Origin of the sequence: Coleofasciculus sp. H7-2 (assembly GCF_042747725.1) — a bacterium.
Lineage (GTDB): Bacteria > Cyanobacteriota > Cyanobacteriia > Cyanobacteriales > FACHB-T130 > FACHB-T130.
This window is the reverse complement of record NZ_JBHZGO010000025.1, coordinates 1-15,106: the sequence shown is the minus strand read 5'-3', so window position 1 is coordinate 15,106 and position 15,106 is coordinate 1. Positions and strand designations below refer to the sequence as shown.

Annotated in this window: 18 protein-coding genes, 15 tRNA genes and 1 pseudogene; 24 read left to right on the top strand and 10 right to left on the bottom strand. The window is 45.7% G+C overall.

Features of this window, described 5'->3' with window-relative positions:
• Positions 1-42: 42 nt before the first annotated feature.
• The 23 genes and pseudogenes from ACFW2W_RS06055 to ACFW2W_RS05945 all read left to right on the top strand — a co-directional run bounded on the left by ACFW2W_RS06055 (position 43) and on the right by ACFW2W_RS05945 (position 6,260).
• A tRNA-Leu gene (locus tag ACFW2W_RS06055) sits at positions 43-117 on the top strand.
• Between the two features lie 10 nt (positions 118-127).
• Positions 128-203: transfer RNA gene (locus ACFW2W_RS06050), tRNA-Met, on the top strand.
• A gap of 4 nt (positions 204-207) precedes the next feature.
• Positions 208-279, top strand: a tRNA-Thr gene (locus ACFW2W_RS06045).
• A 112-nt stretch (positions 280-391) separates the two neighbouring features.
• Positions 392-463 (top strand) — tRNA-Thr (locus tag ACFW2W_RS06040).
• A gap of 5 nt (positions 464-468) precedes the next feature.
• A tRNA-Gly gene (locus tag ACFW2W_RS06035) sits at positions 469-540 on the top strand.
• A gap of 11 nt (positions 541-551) precedes the next feature.
• Positions 552-623 (top strand) — tRNA-Gly (locus tag ACFW2W_RS06030).
• A 5-nt stretch (positions 624-628) separates the two neighbouring features.
• Positions 629-706: transfer RNA gene (locus ACFW2W_RS06025), tRNA-Thr, on the top strand.
• 6 nt (positions 707-712) lie between these two features.
• Positions 713-785, top strand: a tRNA-Arg gene (locus ACFW2W_RS06020).
• A gap of 310 nt (positions 786-1,095) precedes the next feature.
• Positions 1,096-1,173 (top strand) — tRNA-Ala (locus ACFW2W_RS06015).
• Between the two features lie 8 nt (positions 1,174-1,181).
• Positions 1,182-1,254 (top strand) — tRNA-Ala (locus tag ACFW2W_RS06010).
• 5 nt (positions 1,255-1,259) lie between these two features.
• Positions 1,260-1,333: transfer RNA gene (locus ACFW2W_RS06005), tRNA-His, on the top strand.
• Between the two features lie 7 nt (positions 1,334-1,340).
• Positions 1,341-1,426: transfer RNA gene (locus ACFW2W_RS06000), tRNA-Ser, on the top strand.
• Positions 1,427-1,437: 11 nt separating this feature from the next.
• Positions 1,438-1,524: transfer RNA gene (locus ACFW2W_RS05995), tRNA-Ser, on the top strand.
• Between the two features lie 487 nt (positions 1,525-2,011).
• A tRNA-Asn gene (locus tag ACFW2W_RS05990) sits at positions 2,012-2,083 on the top strand.
• 12 nt (positions 2,084-2,095) lie between these two features.
• Positions 2,096-2,167, top strand: a tRNA-Lys gene (locus ACFW2W_RS05985).
• 329 nt (positions 2,168-2,496) lie between these two features.
• A complete protein-coding gene (locus tag ACFW2W_RS05980) occupies positions 2,497-2,733 on the top strand; it encodes a hypothetical protein (protein WP_378174707.1) in 237 nt (78 codons plus the stop codon).
• Positions 2,734-2,903: 170 nt separating this feature from the next.
• A complete protein-coding gene (locus tag ACFW2W_RS05975; protein ID WP_378174704.1) occupies positions 2,904-3,110 on the top strand; it encodes a hypothetical protein in 207 nt (68 codons plus the stop codon).
• 2 nt (positions 3,111-3,112) lie between these two features.
• Positions 3,113-3,379, top strand: a complete 267-nt coding sequence (locus ACFW2W_RS05970; protein WP_378174784.1) for a type II toxin-antitoxin system YafQ family toxin — start codon at positions 3,113-3,115, stop codon at positions 3,377-3,379.
• Positions 3,380-3,747: 368 nt separating this feature from the next.
• Positions 3,748-3,948: a type II toxin-antitoxin system HicB family antitoxin gene (locus ACFW2W_RS05965; RefSeq protein WP_378174701.1), complete on the top strand. Its 201-nt coding sequence runs from the start codon at positions 3,748-3,750 to the stop codon at positions 3,946-3,948.
• Positions 3,945-4,155: pseudogene (locus ACFW2W_RS05960) on the top strand (type II toxin-antitoxin system HicA family toxin). Before ACFW2W_RS05965 ends, ACFW2W_RS05960 begins: the two are co-directional and overlap by 4 nt.
• 212 nt (positions 4,156-4,367) lie before the next feature.
• Positions 4,368-4,709, top strand: coding sequence for a DUF6972 family protein (locus ACFW2W_RS05955; protein WP_378174698.1), 342 nt, complete (start codon positions 4,368-4,370; stop codon positions 4,707-4,709).
• Entirely contained in the window at positions 4,657-4,926 is a 270-nt protein-coding gene (locus ACFW2W_RS05950) for a hypothetical protein (RefSeq protein ID WP_378174695.1), read from the top strand. The genes ACFW2W_RS05955 and ACFW2W_RS05950 overlap by 53 nt, the downstream gene beginning before the upstream one ends.
• A 269-nt stretch (positions 4,927-5,195) precedes the next feature.
• Positions 5,196-6,260, top strand: coding sequence for a tRNA dihydrouridine synthase (locus tag ACFW2W_RS05945; RefSeq protein WP_378174692.1), 1,065 nt, complete (start codon positions 5,196-5,198; stop codon positions 6,258-6,260).
• 140 nt (positions 6,261-6,400) lie between these two features.
• Here ACFW2W_RS05945 and ACFW2W_RS05940 read toward each other — a convergent pair whose 3' ends face one another.
• Entirely contained in the window at positions 6,401-7,201 is an 801-nt protein-coding gene (locus tag ACFW2W_RS05940; RefSeq protein WP_378174689.1) for a hypothetical protein, read from the bottom strand.
• Positions 7,202-7,346: 145 nt separating this feature from the next.
• Here ACFW2W_RS05940 and ACFW2W_RS05935 point away from each other — a divergent pair, with 145 nt between their 5' ends.
• Positions 7,347-8,690, top strand: a complete 1,344-nt coding sequence (locus tag ACFW2W_RS05935) for a GTP-binding protein (RefSeq protein ID WP_378174781.1) — start codon at positions 7,347-7,349, stop codon at positions 8,688-8,690.
• Positions 8,691-8,890: 200 nt separating this feature from the next.
• On the opposite strand, the gene ACFW2W_RS05930 is transcribed toward ACFW2W_RS05935, so the two are convergent.
• The 9 genes from ACFW2W_RS05930 to ACFW2W_RS05890 all read right to left on the bottom strand — a co-directional run bounded on the left by ACFW2W_RS05930 (position 8,891) and on the right by ACFW2W_RS05890 (position 14,927).
• A complete protein-coding gene (locus ACFW2W_RS05930) occupies positions 8,891-9,148 on the bottom strand; it encodes a hypothetical protein (protein WP_378174686.1) in 258 nt (85 codons plus the stop codon).
• Positions 9,149-9,232: 84 nt separating this feature from the next.
• Positions 9,233-10,057, bottom strand: coding sequence for a TlyA family RNA methyltransferase (locus ACFW2W_RS05925; protein ID WP_378174683.1), 825 nt, complete (start codon positions 10,055-10,057; stop codon positions 9,233-9,235).
• Between the two features lie 378 nt (positions 10,058-10,435).
• Positions 10,436-11,248: a VWA domain-containing protein gene (locus ACFW2W_RS05920; RefSeq protein ID WP_378174680.1), complete on the bottom strand. Its 813-nt coding sequence runs from the start codon at positions 11,246-11,248 to the stop codon at positions 10,436-10,438.
• A gap of 155 nt (positions 11,249-11,403) precedes the next feature.
• Positions 11,404-11,580 carry a DUF3368 domain-containing protein gene (locus ACFW2W_RS05915; RefSeq protein WP_378174677.1) on the bottom strand — a complete coding sequence of 59 codons (177 nt, stop codon included), beginning with the start codon at positions 11,578-11,580 and terminating at the stop codon, positions 11,404-11,406.
• 20 nt (positions 11,581-11,600) lie between these two features.
• Positions 11,601-11,948 carry a DUF5615 family PIN-like protein gene (locus ACFW2W_RS05910; RefSeq protein ID WP_378174674.1) on the bottom strand — a complete coding sequence of 116 codons (348 nt, stop codon included), beginning with the start codon at positions 11,946-11,948 and terminating at the stop codon, positions 11,601-11,603.
• Positions 11,945-12,265 carry a DUF433 domain-containing protein gene (locus tag ACFW2W_RS05905; protein WP_378174671.1) on the bottom strand — a complete coding sequence of 107 codons (321 nt, stop codon included), beginning with the start codon at positions 12,263-12,265 and terminating at the stop codon, positions 11,945-11,947. Before ACFW2W_RS05905 ends, ACFW2W_RS05910 begins: the two co-directional genes overlap by 4 nt.
• 122 nt (positions 12,266-12,387) lie before the next feature.
• Complete coding sequence (locus ACFW2W_RS05900) at positions 12,388-13,269, bottom strand: hypothetical protein (RefSeq protein ID WP_378174668.1); 882 nt, start codon at positions 13,267-13,269, stop codon at positions 12,388-12,390.
• Positions 13,270-13,477: 208 nt separating this feature from the next.
• Positions 13,478-14,140 carry a Uma2 family endonuclease gene (locus ACFW2W_RS05895; protein WP_378174665.1) on the bottom strand — a complete coding sequence of 221 codons (663 nt, stop codon included), beginning with the start codon at positions 14,138-14,140 and terminating at the stop codon, positions 13,478-13,480.
• 124 nt (positions 14,141-14,264) lie between these two features.
• Positions 14,265-14,927 (bottom strand): translation elongation factor Ts, encoded by a 663-nt coding sequence (locus ACFW2W_RS05890; RefSeq protein ID WP_378174662.1) that lies wholly within the window; start codon positions 14,925-14,927, stop codon positions 14,265-14,267.
• Positions 14,928-15,106: the final 179 nt, after the last annotated feature.

Genomic DNA, 15,106 nt, shown 5'->3' with positions numbered 1-15,106 from the left:
ATTGGGTGTTAAAGCCTAAATACAAATAGACCAATCATTTTTGCCCCTGTAGCCCAATTGGCACGAGGCGCTTCGCTTAGAACGAAGAGGTTACTGGTTCAAGTCCAGTCAGGGGCATTGGTGCGATGCGGGGATGAAGCAAGGGCGGCTTGGAGGTCTCATAAGCCTCACATCAGTAGGTTCAACTCCTACCCCCGCCACCAAAATGCAGGCGTGGTGCAATGGCAAGCATAGGAGCGTCGTATCCTTCTGATGCGAGTTCAAATCTCGCCGCCTGCTCTTTGACAATGCAGATGTGGTGTAACCGGAAACATAAGGGCATGGTAAGTCCTTGATGTGGGTACCCTTCGGGAACGCTTCGCGAACAACCCCCGCCGTCTGCTCTGTTATTGCAGGTGTGGTGTTAATGGCAACACAGCAGCCTTGTAAACTGCTTATGCGAGTTCGAGTCTCGCCTCCTGCTCTCAAGCGGACATGGTGCAATGGTTAGCATCTGAGTCTTCCAAACTCTCGATACGGGTTCAAATCCCGTTGTCCGCTCTTTCAAATATGCGGGTGTGATGTAGTGGCTAGCATCTGAGTCTGCCAGTCTCAGCGCATGGGTTCGAGTCTCATCATCCGCTTTCGTAGTCCTGTAGCTCAACGGTAGAGCATTTGCCGTGTGCAAGCAAGGAGTTGCGGGTGTCAAATCCTGCCAGGACTACCAATATAAGCCCCCATAGCTCAGTGAATAGAGCAGCATCCTTCTAAGATGAAAGCCCCAGGTTTGAATCCTGGTGGGGGTGCTTAATACACTTCAAAAAGGAGGTTGCCTTCTTCTGCAATTAAGTTGGACGGGATGGAGCGATCGCGTCTTGCGTGACCCAATATGATAGAGCCTACATACTTTAGTACGAGAGGAAAAGTAACGCTGTTCTAATACAGCGGGCGTTTGAGAACGAGGAGTGCGAAGAACCCGGCAGGTTGGCTTCAAGGTAGCCATCCTTTAAAGAGTGTGTAACAACTCATCGGCGGAGTCCCTCTAGTAGCTGAGAAAACGCAATGCTCTGCTAACTTGCACGCGAGAGCGCGATCGCATTCAACAACACAAAACACGGGTCTGTAGCTCAAGCAGGTAGAGCGTCTACCTTGCAAGTAGAAAGATGTCAGTTCGATTCTGACCAGTATCCACCAAATTTAGTGGGTCATAGCTCAAAAGGCACGAGCGCCTGCTTTGCACGCAGGATGTGAGGGGTTCGAGTCCCCTTGACTCCATTATGGTGTCTGAAGCCAAAGCGGTAGCGGCGCTGGTTTGTGGAACCAGTCATAGCGGGTTCAATTCCCGTCAGACACCCTTAAATGGAAGCTGCTGCCGAGAGGACGGCAACCTGTCTCGAACACAGGAGTGCAGTGAATAACTGTAGGGGTTCGACTCCTCCAGCTTCCGTTATTCAACTCGGAAGATGCCGCCGAATGGACGGCAACTGCGCTTGAACCGCAGGGTACGGCAGAGATGTCGTAGGGGTTCGATTCCTCCATCTTCCTCTATCCACTGGAGGCTGAAAAGTGAAGCACCGTGCTGATAACGCGGCGATAGAAGGGGCAGTACCTTCCCAGTGGATTTCCCTTTGCTAACGGATATAGGGCTGATGCTACGAACATCGGTTGTGGTGGTTCGACTCCATCCAGAGGGGTTTCCCTTGCCTGCGGGATGCAGACCTAGCCCTCCGAAGGCTGGCGACCAAGTTCGACTCTTGGGCGAGGGGTTATTCCGGGATAGCTCAAGTGGGATTCGCGGCTGTGAACCGCGTCGTTGTAGGTACTCTCCCTTGAAGGCTGCGCCTACAAGTCCTACTCCCGGAGCCAATTTTTACCCGTGTCCTGACAGACAAAGCATACATACTCGGCTGTTAACCGACAAAACCAAATGCTTTTTCGACTTGCACGGGGTAAAACTTCCCTTACCTGCGGGATGCAGACCTGTTTTTCCTAAAGACGGAGTGCCAAGTTCGACTCTTGGGTAAGGGGTTAATGCCAGATAGCTCAATGGCGGAGCATCCGACTGTTAATCGGAGGGTTGTGGGTTCGACCCCCACTCTGGCAGTTTTATTGATACGGGTGGTTGGCATAGCGGCTGTGCAGCTGGCTTTTAACCAGCACCAGATAGGTTCAACTCCTATACCACCCATTATTTCCACTGGAGACCGAAAAGCGAGGTGCAATGCTTACAACATTGCTGTAGGAGGGGCAGTACCTCCCCGGTGGACTGATTGGTCATAAATTAGGTTAACGCCAGAAAACCCAACATCTACTTCTGCTTTGCATATACGCCAATATGAGCGATAAGCTCTTCGAGCATAGTTTCGCTTACCGCGCCTACCTTCCATCTCACGCACGAGCGTTGGGCTTTGGTGAGGGGTTATTTGTCGCTGATGAGTTTAGCTGTTAGCGTTCCAAGGATGCGATCGCTGTCTATTGCTATGATGCCTCGTAGAGAATTACCTACGTTTTGGAACCATGACTGAATTACTTCAGCGCGTCATTGCAGAGCTTGAGAAACTGTCAGAGGACGAGCAAGATGCGATCGCTACTCGTCTTCTAGCTGAATTAGAAGATGAACGGGCATGGAAAGTCCGCTTTAAATCCACTACAAACGAGCAATGGGATCGTTTAGCCCAAATGGTACGTCAGGAAATCGTTGCTGGCGATACCACTCCACTTGATGAAGTTTTTCCGCATAAGCAATTAGTTTAGCTGTTAGCGTTCCCAGGATGCGATAGCGAAGCGCTGACTTGTCAGTTCGCCGTTAGATTGAGATTGTGAGTAGACAATCAACCTTGAATCTGCCTTGATGTGGCTACTCATTCTGAATAATCATCGTCATGCTAGATTGATTAAGTAAGTTCGACACGGTGTTTCAGGCTATGAGCTTCAGTGATGTAGTCGAAGCAATCAAAAGCCTCTCTACAGAGGAAAAGCAAGAAATTCAATTGCTACTGAGGCAGTATCTACGGGAAGAGCGCCGCGAGGAAATATATGAAAACTTTCAAACAGCACGAGTGGAAGAGCAAAATGGCGAACTGAAATTCTCCTCCGATATTAATGCGCTGAGACAGTTAATAGAGGAGTGATGGTGGAAATCAGTTTTAGTTCCTCATTCCGTCGTGCTTTCAAAAAGCGAATTAAGGAAAATTTAGATTTAGAAGCAAAATTTTGGCAAAAGGTAGAGCAGTTTACCATAGCTCCATTCGAGCAAAGCTTGAAAACTCACAAATTGTCAGGCAAGCTCAAGGGTTTATGGAGTTTTAGCGTGGAATACGACGAGAGGGTGTTATTTTACTTTACTGAGGATGGGAATGCTGTATTTGTAGATATTGGTAGCCACGACGAGGTGTATTAAGAAACACAATCGGGGGTGTGAGGATAACAACACCGCTACACCGGACAGTGCGATCGCAAGCTCACCAGATATTAAGTTGACGCAAGGAAACCCAACACCTACTTCTGCTCAACATCTATGCCAATATAAGCGATAAGCTCTTCGAGCATAGCTTCGCTTCCCGTGCCTATCCCGTGCCTACCTTCCATCTCACGCACGAGCGTTGGGCTTTGGTGAGGGGTGATCTGTCGCTGATGAGTTTAGCTGTTAGCGTTCCAAGGATGCGATAGCGAAGCGCTGACTTGTCAGTTCGCTCTTAGGTCGAGATTGTGGATGGGCGATCGCATAGCTACACTAAAATCTAGGCACAGTGCTGTGAGAGATAGATTATGAAAATTAAGGCAGTCATCTGGCAGGAAGATGGAGTATGGTGTGGTTCTGTACCTGCTCTACCAGGCTGTCACACTTGGGGAGAAAGCTACGAGCAACTGTTGGAGATGCTAGAAGACGCTATTCAAGGTTGGCTGGAAGTTGCTAGTCAGCGCCAAGAGCTTGAGCCTGAGAAACAATTGATTGAGCTATCTGTATGAAGTCGGTTTCCGGTAAGGCTCTTGGTAAGATTGTTGAGCGACATGGTTGGGAACTAAAACGAGTCACTGGTAGCCACCAATATCTATGCAAAGGAAGATATCAGCGTCATTCTCTCCATTCCTGTTCATGGCAATCGGGATCTGCCTACTGGTACTTTGAGAAGCCTCCTGAAGGATGCTGAGCTTACTGAAGAAGACTTAGAGTAATAATGCGATCGTAGCTGATGAGTTTAGCTGTTAGCGTCGCAAGGAGGCGATCGCTGTCTATTGCTATGATGCCTCGTAGAGAATTACCTACGTTTTGGAACCATGACTGAATTACTTCAGCGCGTCATTGCAGAGCTTGAGAAACTGCCAGAGGACGAGCAAGATGCGATCGCTAAGCCTGATATGCTCATGGGATTTGACGATCAAATTCCATGAGTGGCATTGACCGTGAAATTATCCTCGATCTCCGGCATATCGCCAAACATCTACCGGATACAACTCAAGTGCAAAGGTTGTTGAGACGAGGACAATCTGCTCATGTTTTCAACGATGAAGCCACAATGGACAGAGTTGCCCAAGCCATTATAGAAAGAGGAGAGTACACAGGCATCATCAGGGGATACGAGCGTTACGGGTTATTTTTTACTGAACCAATTGGTTACAGAATCAGTCCTGATGATGGTTCGAGAACTCCACTGTTCTATGGAGAGGTGAAAATTGATGCAGAAAACCGATATCACGTCATTCCCCGGACTCGATCCAGTGAGGGATAATTGGCACTTTGCAGAAGTCTGGCTCGATCCAATGTTATCACCTCCCTATATATTGCTACTTCTTAGCAACCAGGCAGGACACTGGTGCGTGTACGATCCTGCCGAGGGTTACAAAGTCATATTTACCAGCTCAACTTACGAAGAAGCCCAGAATTGGTTGCTAGAAGATGAATATGAGCCGATGGAAGGGCGCGTCTCAGCATCCGACTTTCAGTAGAGTGCGATCGCAAGTTCGCCAGATATTAAGTTGACGCAAGAAAACCCAACAGATACTTCTGCTTTGCATATACGCCAATATGAGCGATAAGCTCTAGGAGCATAGCTTCGCTTACCGCACCTACCTTCCATCTCACTTCAAGCATAATGCCCAAGGATGGAACGATCAAAGTCGCAATTCTACAAGCTTTCAAGCTTTTCAGTCTTAGTGACAAGAAGTTTGTTAATCACGACAAATAATTTGTTATCCAATATCAACCGATCGCGCAAATGTCACAATCCGCTTTCCTTCCGCCTCCTATGTATCCGGGACTGAAATTAACGGCGCTTGCTCCTATGCAAGATGTGACGGATCTGCTATTCATGAGCGCGATCGCTAACTATGGCAGTCCCGATTATTTCTTTACTGAGTATTTTCGCGTCCACACCAGTTCCGGTTTGGATAAAAACATCCTCAGATCGATTACAGAAAACTCCACTGGACGCCCCATTTTTGCTCAGCTCATTGGTGAGAGCATTTCCGATCTAGTACGCATTGCTAAAGAACTGAGTCGCTATCCAGTAGCGGGTATCGACCTGAATATGGGATGCCCTGCGCCAAGAATTTATCGTAAAAACGTGGGTGGAGGACTGTTACGCGATCCCGAAAAGATTAGCCAAATCCTTAGCGAATTGAGGGGGGCTGTCGATGGGCTTTTGACTGTCAAAATGCGAATTGGCTTTGAAGATACCGCTAACTTCGATCGTATCCTCGACCTGATTAACCTGTACGACATCGATTTGCTGAGCTTGCACGGTCGTACTGTTAAGGAGATGTATCATAGCAACGTGCATTACGATCTGATTGCCCATGCCGTACAACGGGTTAATTGCCCAGTTTTAGCCAACGGGAACGTGACATCTGCCGCAACAGCAGCAGCCGTTCTGGACACGACAGGCGCAGCAGGGGTGATGATCGGTCGCGCTGCGATCCGAAATCCTTGGATTTTTAAGCAAATTCGCCAATACCTGAGCGGTGAACCTGTTTCTATCGTAACTTTGGGTGAAGTTCGCGACTACATTGAGCTACTGCGTCGAACGATGACAGCATTGACGGTACCGGAGAAAGCGCGGGTTAGTTATATGAAGATGTATCTAAATTACATCGGTCAGAGTGTGGATGCCGCCGGATCTTTCTTAAAAAATATGCGCCAATCCCAGACTGAGGCTGAACTATTTGGGGTCTGCGATCGCTATTTATTAAGCAACCCAGACCAAGAATTTGCTTCGGAGCCATATCCCAGACTTCTGGCTCGTCCTAGCTGCGAGAGTGCCCGCGAATTGATAGCAAACTGAAAATGGAGAATCCAGTGCGATCGCAATCCTAAATGATTCGTGAAGGCGAGATCCTAGGGCAACTCTTACGAAGTCCGGGATAGGAACCGCTGGCTCACAACTAAAATAGGATTGCTATAGTTGTTGCGTGTTTGTTTCGCTTATCGAGCAGCGGTGCAACCAGTAAGGACTGAGGCAGGAACGGGTACTTTAGAATTCGCCAAACCTTGTAATTGCTGTCGATAGGCGACTAACTGACTTTGAGTGTTTGGATCGCCAACAATCTTTCTCATCCGATCGATTACTTTGATCGCTTGCATCCAGTTTTGAGCGCAGACTGCCTTTTGTAACGAAGCGTTGAGATTTTCCTTTGGGACTTTTGGCGATGCCGACGAATTTTTAGTAAGCTTGAAGGAATTCAAAAAACCATCAATACTTTTAACTAAGTCTTGTTCTTTATCTGTTACTACGAAAACCTGGTAAAATCGTCTCCGATTTACCAAATAAAATCTACTTTTAACAATTACTCCTTGAGAGAGTTGCACTTTGAATTCTCTTCCGGGTGAACTTCCCAAATTAATGTTACGTTGGCTTAATAGCTTCCCTTTTGAACTATTTGTAAATCCATAAATTGCCCCAGCAAAGAAATCGTTAACATCACGAGGAGTCTTGATCAGATTAGCCGGGAGATCGGAATAACCAACTACATAACCTGCTTGATTAGGTCGGAAAGCCTGAAAGAGTTGCACTTTAATTGGTCCACCTTTAGTCTGGAGTGTTTGCTGACTTTGGTTAGGTGTACCGGGCATCAACACGGTGAAGCCTCCTCCTCTGGAAGAGAATTGCTTCCATACCGACTGAGCGAGTAGAATCGATTGCTCAGCTTGCACTGCATCAATTGTGGGATAGCCACCAACCAGGAAGGTGGTTAGGAAAAGAGAGCAAAAAAGTTGATTTTTCATTTCAGGTAGAGTGCAATCAAGCGATCGCAATGAGATATCGCGCGAAAATGGATCTGTAGCTTCTTCTAATTTAGCCTTGAGCCATCCTCAATTATCCCAAACGAATGCAACTGCTGGGGGTCACACATCCTCTGCACGCACCAATCTGCAAGAAACTCACTTCAATCGCGCTCGTGCTAGTCTGCGGCAAGCGCTGTCTTGGTATTCCCACACTCGCAGCCAACGGCATCCCTCAAAATTAGAAGCAACCGCAGCGCTGCAAACTGAACTGGATTTTTTGAAGTCTACGCTTGATAAGTTAGACCAGGGTGTGATTCGGATAGCCGCTTTTGGTTTGGTCAGTCGCGGCAAATCAGCGGTGTTAAATGCCTTAGTGGGACAGAAAATTCTGCAAACTGGGCCGCTTAATGGTGTGACTCAGTGGCCCCGTTCCGTGCGCTGGACGCCTAACGCGGCTGGTAAGGTGCAGGTGGAATTGATTGATACGCCTGGATTGGATGAAATTCAGGGGCAAGCGCGAGCCGAAATGGCGCGGGAGGTGGCGCGTCAATCTGACCTGATTTTGTTTGTGGTGGCGGGTGATATCACGCGAACGGAGTATCAGGCGCTGTGCGAATTGCGACTGAGCCAGAAGCCTTTAATTTTAGTATTTAACAAGATTGACCTGTATCCGGAGCAAGACCGACAAGCAATTTATCAACAGTTGCAAATTCTGGGTGCTGGTAGTCGGGAGAGGCGATCGCTCGCATCTTTACAAGAGGATGAAATTGTGATGGTGGCGGCGGAACCTGCACCGCTGGAGGTGCGAGTGGAGTGGCCCGATGGTCGCGTAACTCAGGAATGGGAGACGCCGCCGTCACAGGTGGATGAGTTGAAGCAGAAGATTTTGGGTATTCTGAATCGAGAAGGGCGATCGCTTTTAGCGCTCAATGCCTTAGTTCAGGCAAGAGAAGCTGAAGCAAGCATTGCTCAGAAAGTGGTGGCAGCTCGTGAAACTGAGGCGGAGCAGCTAATTTGGAGCTATGTAAGATACAAAGCGATCGCTGTTGCTCTCAATCCGATTGCTGTTTTGGATGTCTTGGGAGGAACGGTGGCGGATTTGGCGCTGATTCGCTCCTTGGCGCGGCTGTATGGGCTGCCGATGACTGGTTATGAAGTTGGAAAGCTTTGGAAAACCATTCTGTTTAGTTCGGGCGGCTTGCTGTTGGGTGAATTAGGCAGTAGTTTAGTTTTCGGGTTGGGCAAGAGTGCGGCGGCGATTGGTGCTGGGGAGAATCCCACGAATATTACCGCTTATGGCAGTGCAGCGATCGCCCAAGCTGGTATCGCTGGATATGGAGCCTATGCAGTTGGTCGGGCGGCGCAGGTGTATCTAGAGCAAGGCTGCACCTGGGGGCAGTTGGGAGCCAATACGGTTATTCAAGAGATTCTCAACCAGGTAGAACCGAATACAATTCTTTATCGCTTGCGGCAGGAATTGTTGCAATAGTTAAATGACAATTAACCACAAAGTTCTCTATCTTTGTGTCTTAGTGTCTTAGTGGTTCAAAAAGCAATTTTGGTAAGATTAACCACAAAGCCACAAAGGCACTAAGAAAGCACAAAGTTCTCTATCTTGGTTTCTTAGTGTCTTTGTGGTTCAAAATATTCTTTGACACTTGTGATTAACCCACCTACTTCACAGCGAAATTACTCTTGAGAAGAGTTAGCAGCATTATTGCTAGCACCTAATTCAGCTTCTGCACGATTTAACATTGACTCTTGTAAATGTTCGTCATGGTGACGGTGCTGCGACATCAATTCCCGCGCCTGTTCTTGGGTATGGGCGTCAGCAGCGTGGGTTTGGTTCACCTCAGCCTCTGCACGGCTTCGCATAGACTCGTGTAAGTGGTCGTCGTGGTGACGGTGCTGCGCCATCAATTCCCGCGCCTGGTCTTGGGTACTCATGCTTTGACCCTCTGCTTTTAAGACTTGCTTCTGTCTCAATTTGACCTGAATGGAGGCAAACGGTATCAAAATTGACAGAAAAATTTACGATTTAAGATTATCTCGAAAGTGAGATGTAGCGGATTCGGTAATCTGTCTAATTGCTTGCAAACTCGGCGGTGGTGTGGCGCTATCCATATCTAACCACAACAGATACTCGATATTACCAGCAGGACCCGTCACTGGCGACCAATTTAAGCCGCGATATTGCCATCCCAAGGGTTGCGCTGCTTGTAACACTTGGAAAATAGCATCTGCCTGATCGTCAGGATCTCGCACCACACCTTTTTTACCAACACGTTCGCGCCCGACTTCAAACTGCGGTTTCACTAGCAATACCGCTTCTCTGGGAGGCTGTGTCAACTTCCACAAAGCATCAAGAATTTTGGTTAGGGAAATAAACGACACATCCACAACCGCTAAATCTGCTAGCTGTTCGCCACCATACAATTCATCGGGTGTGAGATAGCGCAGATTAGTCCGTTCTTTCAAAACTACCCGCGCATCGTTGCGTAAACCCCAGTCAACTTGTCCGTAACCGACATCAATGCCATAAACTTTTTTTGCCCCAGCTTGCAGCAAACAATCGGTGAATCCGCCAGTAGAAATGCCGCCATCTAAGCAGATTCGATCGGGTACGGAAATGCCAAATTCTTCAAGTGCATGGATAAGTTTTTCTCCGCCTCTAGAAACAAAACGCGATCGCTCTTTAATTTTAATTTGCGCCGTGGTATCCACCTCAGTTCCCGGCTTATCAATGACTTGCTGATTTACCATAACTTCCCCAGCCCGAATTAGCCGCTGTGCTAACTGTCGGGAGGCGCATAAATCCAGTTCTACTAATAAGGTGTCGAGTCGTTGTTTAGCCATTAATTATATATATTAGGGATTGCTTGCGTGAAAGTTAAGATATCTCGCGCGATCGCGACAAGAGAAGGAACTGCACTGGGCGAGTTATTACACACTTTTTAAAGCATAGCTACTTAAGCAGCTTAACTCCCAGGTTCTTTGCTCCTTACTCCCACGTTTGCTGATAAACTCAAGTCGAAGCCACTATAGCAATCCTAAGTGAGTTTGAAAACTTTCTCTTTTCTTTCTCTGCGCTCTCTGCGTCCTCTGCGGTTCGTTATTCTTCACTAATCAAATAGGACTGCTATATTACTGTTCCTCTCGTACTAAAGTATGTATGCTCTACAAGGTTAGGTCACGCCAGCGATGAAAATTTTGAGTTTTAAGTTAATTCAAAACTCAAAACTCTAGAAAACCTCGCTTTCCAAGTCGTGCGATCGCAGATGCAACTTGCAGTCTTGGACAACCGAGAGCGTCAGCTGTAGCGCTTATATCTAGATTACCCAGACGTTGCACATTTTGTAACACTTTACGGTCAAATTCTAAGTCACGAAATTCGCCTTTTAACATCGTCACTATTTGACAGATGACATCTTTAGCATCGCGTACAGATGCACATTGTCCGCCTGTGCCAGTTGCGATAGCGAAGCGCCGACCTTGTCGGTTCGCGGTAAACGACTGCACGCAAGAGCGATCGCCTCCCATGCACAGCGCATGAACCGTCACCCGCTGATTTTCCGCCGCCGCCGTCACCCACTGCACCGTTAAACCATTAGGGTACCGCGCCGAATCGGTATGCGTGAAGCCGTCGCTGTCTCGATCTGCCTGGAAACCGTGTGGCGGCGCATCACCCACCAGCAAGATGAAACGACAACTGTTGCGTCTCCACTTCATCTGGTTAGCCGCATCCAGAACGCCATCATAAACCGCTTCCGGATGATCTCCACCACCGTCAGCCTCTAGTTTGTTGATGTTCTTCTGCATCTCCTGCAAATTTGCAGTCAGCGGATAGATGCGAGTTACAAAAGTCGTGTCTTGTGGAGGGTGATCGCGGTATTCTACTAAACCAACTTGCAGATCGATATCGCTATCAGCAGACAACAGGCGAATTGTATCCAACAATTGTTGTTTTGCTTCTTGGATGAAACCACCCATACTGCCAGTTGTATCAATTACAAAGCACAAGTCAACATGATTGAGAGTTTTTGTCATCAGTCTCACCTACTTTAAAGTTAGATAATTGTTAAATATTTAAATGCGTTAGCGAAGCAGCGCGTTAGTGCGAAGCACTACACAAATCAAACCGCTTGGTAAGCAATTTCCCAAAGCAGCGCCGCTATTTGTAATACATGTACTACATTATTGCTCTACTCTTCTGCGATCGTCAAGGCATCATCATAAAGCCGTTGACTAATCCGTGTGCCGTTGGCTATCAAGTCATCTAGCACCTCTTTAACGCTAGAGATATGCGATCGCTGTTTGTGAGAGAAGGTGGGATCTCTCAATATAGAAGGGTGATTTTCGTTGAAGAACTCAAACGCCAATTCTAATTTATAACTGGAAATTACAAGGGTAAGTATTGAACGTGGTTAGCTAATTCATCTGGTTCGGCAAGTTTAGCAATCAGTTCCAAATCGCTGATACACTTCCCAATTGGAACAACTAATTGATGAGCGTAGATGACACCAACAAAGTATATACCTTCCTGTTGACGGCGATTTGCTTCAGCTAAAAAATCCTCATCTTGTGAAAACAAGACGCGCTGAAGTTCCAAAGCACGGTTAAGTATAATGGGGTCAGGTGTTCCAGCGCGACCGTCTTCCTGTACTGTAAGGACATCTACATCTCGCAGGCGTAAACCATCTGTAATGGCTCGATTAACATTTTCATCCATGTAAAGAGCCACAGTCATTTTAATAGACCTTGCGATCGCAGTCTGGCAACTAAAGGAGATTCTCCTGCTTCTTGGCGTAACTTTTCAGCATACTGTAATCGCCGCTCAATATCTGCATCAATCTCTTCTTTATTATCCCAGTAATAAGCTAAGGTAGAATAAATTTGACTCATAGTCAAATGAGGATAGTTATAGTGCAACTCTTCGGGACTCCAACCATAAGCTTTTACAGAAGTAATTAATTCAACTACTTTCATCGAAGTTCCAGCAATGAAAGGGACGTTACGTTCATCGAGAAGCACATATTTATACTCGGTAGCTGTTGATTGCGTCATAGTTATGTTGGTAATTTCATCAATTTAAATTATGAACGATCGCGTTTTATATTTTAATCAGTAGGCTGTATTACGCTGTTGCTAACACAGCCTACTGCTTGAGTTAAATCAAAGAGTAGTTCCTACTTTTGGACTTTTCTTATTTTCTCTAAGAACTTTTTCTTAGATTTGTTCTCTCTATTAAGCTCAGAGACGACGTATTCCACAATCTCAGATAGTTCTACAGCAATTTCCGTACAACGGTCTTCATCAAGACCATGCAGACCACCGCTTAGATGATCATGAATTAGCTTAAAAGGGTTGACACCTTCAACGATTAGACTCTTCGGCGCAGATTGGTAAGTAATTTCGGTTTTTTGGGAGAAGTTCCGACTCTTTATGGCATCATCTATTTTCTTCAGTTCTTCAGAGTCTGCATTTTCATACTCCTTAAGTTCATAAATAAGTTTTAGCCATACATTGATCTGATTTTCAACCAATCGTCTCAAGTAGGCACAGGCTCCTACACCGTGAGATTGGCTCATGCACATACGAGCGCGTTTGTAAAGTTCTGCATCCTGACCAAGTTCTTTAACAATTTCTTTAGGAATAGAAATATCAAACGGAGGAACTTGTCCAATTTTGCGAATCCAACCTTCTTCTTTGTTAGATTCTATGAAAAATAAAGCCTCCTCTTCTTTACAAATCGTACAGGTAAATTGAAGATGAATAATCTCTGTTCGTATATTCTGTACTTGAACTTTGATTCTTGCTTTGAGATGCTCCTGTACTACTATTGTTCCTTGATTATTCTTAAAATCACGCTTTGCTCCGCAGATTGAGCATTCTTTTGAAATGACATTAACGCGATTATCAATAAAAAAATCACCTGTTTGAGTTACACAAGACAAATCAATTTTAAGTTTTGTGTACAAAGGAGATGCTTCAAGAAAAGACCTAAGTCTAGCAGCCAATTCTTCTTTCCTTTTCTCTATATCTTCAGAGGTTAGCTTTTTTACAATCATTGTTTTTCCAGAACAAAGCAATATTTCAATCAGCCCTATCTTAACACTATTTTTGATTTGGATAGGGCTACCAACCTAAAAAAACGTAATAAAAATGGAGTGGACATTTTGAACACTCTATAAGCATTAATGGGTTAATCAAATTACACTGGCAACGGTGTTTATCGAATTTACACGACTCAACTCGAAAAGCGCGATCGCATCCTTACTAAACCTCTTTTTCCCGCACTTTTTCCCTTATCCACTTACGCCAAGCACGAATAAAGGTAGTATCATCCTGGGTTTCTGCCTGCTGTAAAAATTGATTGATAATTTCAACAGATACAAATGTAAAAGTTGGGCTATTCTCGCAGAGATTATAACTTTCTGAGTGTAACTGGTAAATTTCTACCCGCTGCCCAACATAACGCCAAACTTCAGAAACTCCTAACTGTTTATAAATTACCAGTCTTCTACTAGAAGGACTGGTAATATCAACCTCAATTACCAGATCAGGTGCAGGGTCGATGTTTAAGTCTACCGTTCTACCTTGAATGCGCTCAACATTTTGGATGTAGTAGCAAGAATCTGGTTCTGCACCACGCTGTAAGTCTTCTCGATTTAGGGTTGTTGAACGAAATCCTTTGATTGGTAAATCCAACTCTTCAGTTAATGCCTCGATCATCCGTTCCAAAAGCTTCGTGTTGGTTTCGTGGCGGTCGGACGGCATTGTGATTTCTAATACACCTCGATCGTAGGCAAGACGAGAAGAACGATTATCCCCCATCTCAGTTAACAATGCTTGATAAGTTTGCCAACTAACTCCTTGCAGGATAACTCGATGGGTGTGTTCTCTCGGTATTTCTTGAACTGGCAGGGAAGGGCTTGCCATTGTTTCAACTTTTTATTATTGAGATTATCCTATTTTGGAAGTGCTGAGTAGAAGTAGATTAACGATTCTGAAGCAAGTAGGGCAGACAAGATGTCTACCCCACAAGTATAAGCTGTCAGCTTTATTAACTACCGCCCATTTGTGCTGCAACTTCTTCGGCAAAGTTACTTACTGGCTTTTCAATGCCTTCACTTAACTCAAAGCGGACAAAGCGACGCACTTGAATATTTTCGGCGAGTTGGGCGACACTTTGCTTTACCAGTTCTTCTACCACGATACTTTGGTCGCGAATGTAAGGCTGATCCATCAAAGACATTTCTTTCAGGCGCTTTTCGATTCGTCCCTGAACAATTTTTTCTTTGATATTTGCTGGTTTGTTAGCTAGGTCATCCCGCCCCATTTCGATTTCTGTTTCTTTCTTGACAATTTCAGCCGGAATATCTGCTACTTTTACGTATTCTACATTTGGACAAGCCGCAATTTGCATAGCGATGCTTCGCACTAAGGTTTGGAATACTTCACTGCGACTTACAAAGTCAGTTTCGCAGTTTACTTCTACTAGCACGCCGACTTTACCGCCAGTATGGATGTAGCTGTCAATAATTCCTTCTGCGGCAATACGATTGCCTCCTCCTATACAAGTCTGCATTATTTGATTTTGCCGCAGAAATGCGATCGCTTTGGTCATATCGCCATTAGTTTCATTCAGCGCTTTTTTACAATTCATCATGCCTGCACCTGTTTTTAAGCGCAGTTGTTGGACGACTTTTGCAGTTATTTCCACCATATTTTATTCCTGATTGACTAACAATTTTGTTGACCTCTCCCTAACCCTCTCCTAACGGGACTTAAACAATGAATTAAAACCAAATGAGTTATGATCCATGCCAGATAAGAAGTTCACGTTGAAAAATACCCATGAAGGAAACTACACCCGACGCAATGCCTCCATGCTTTGAGAAATGG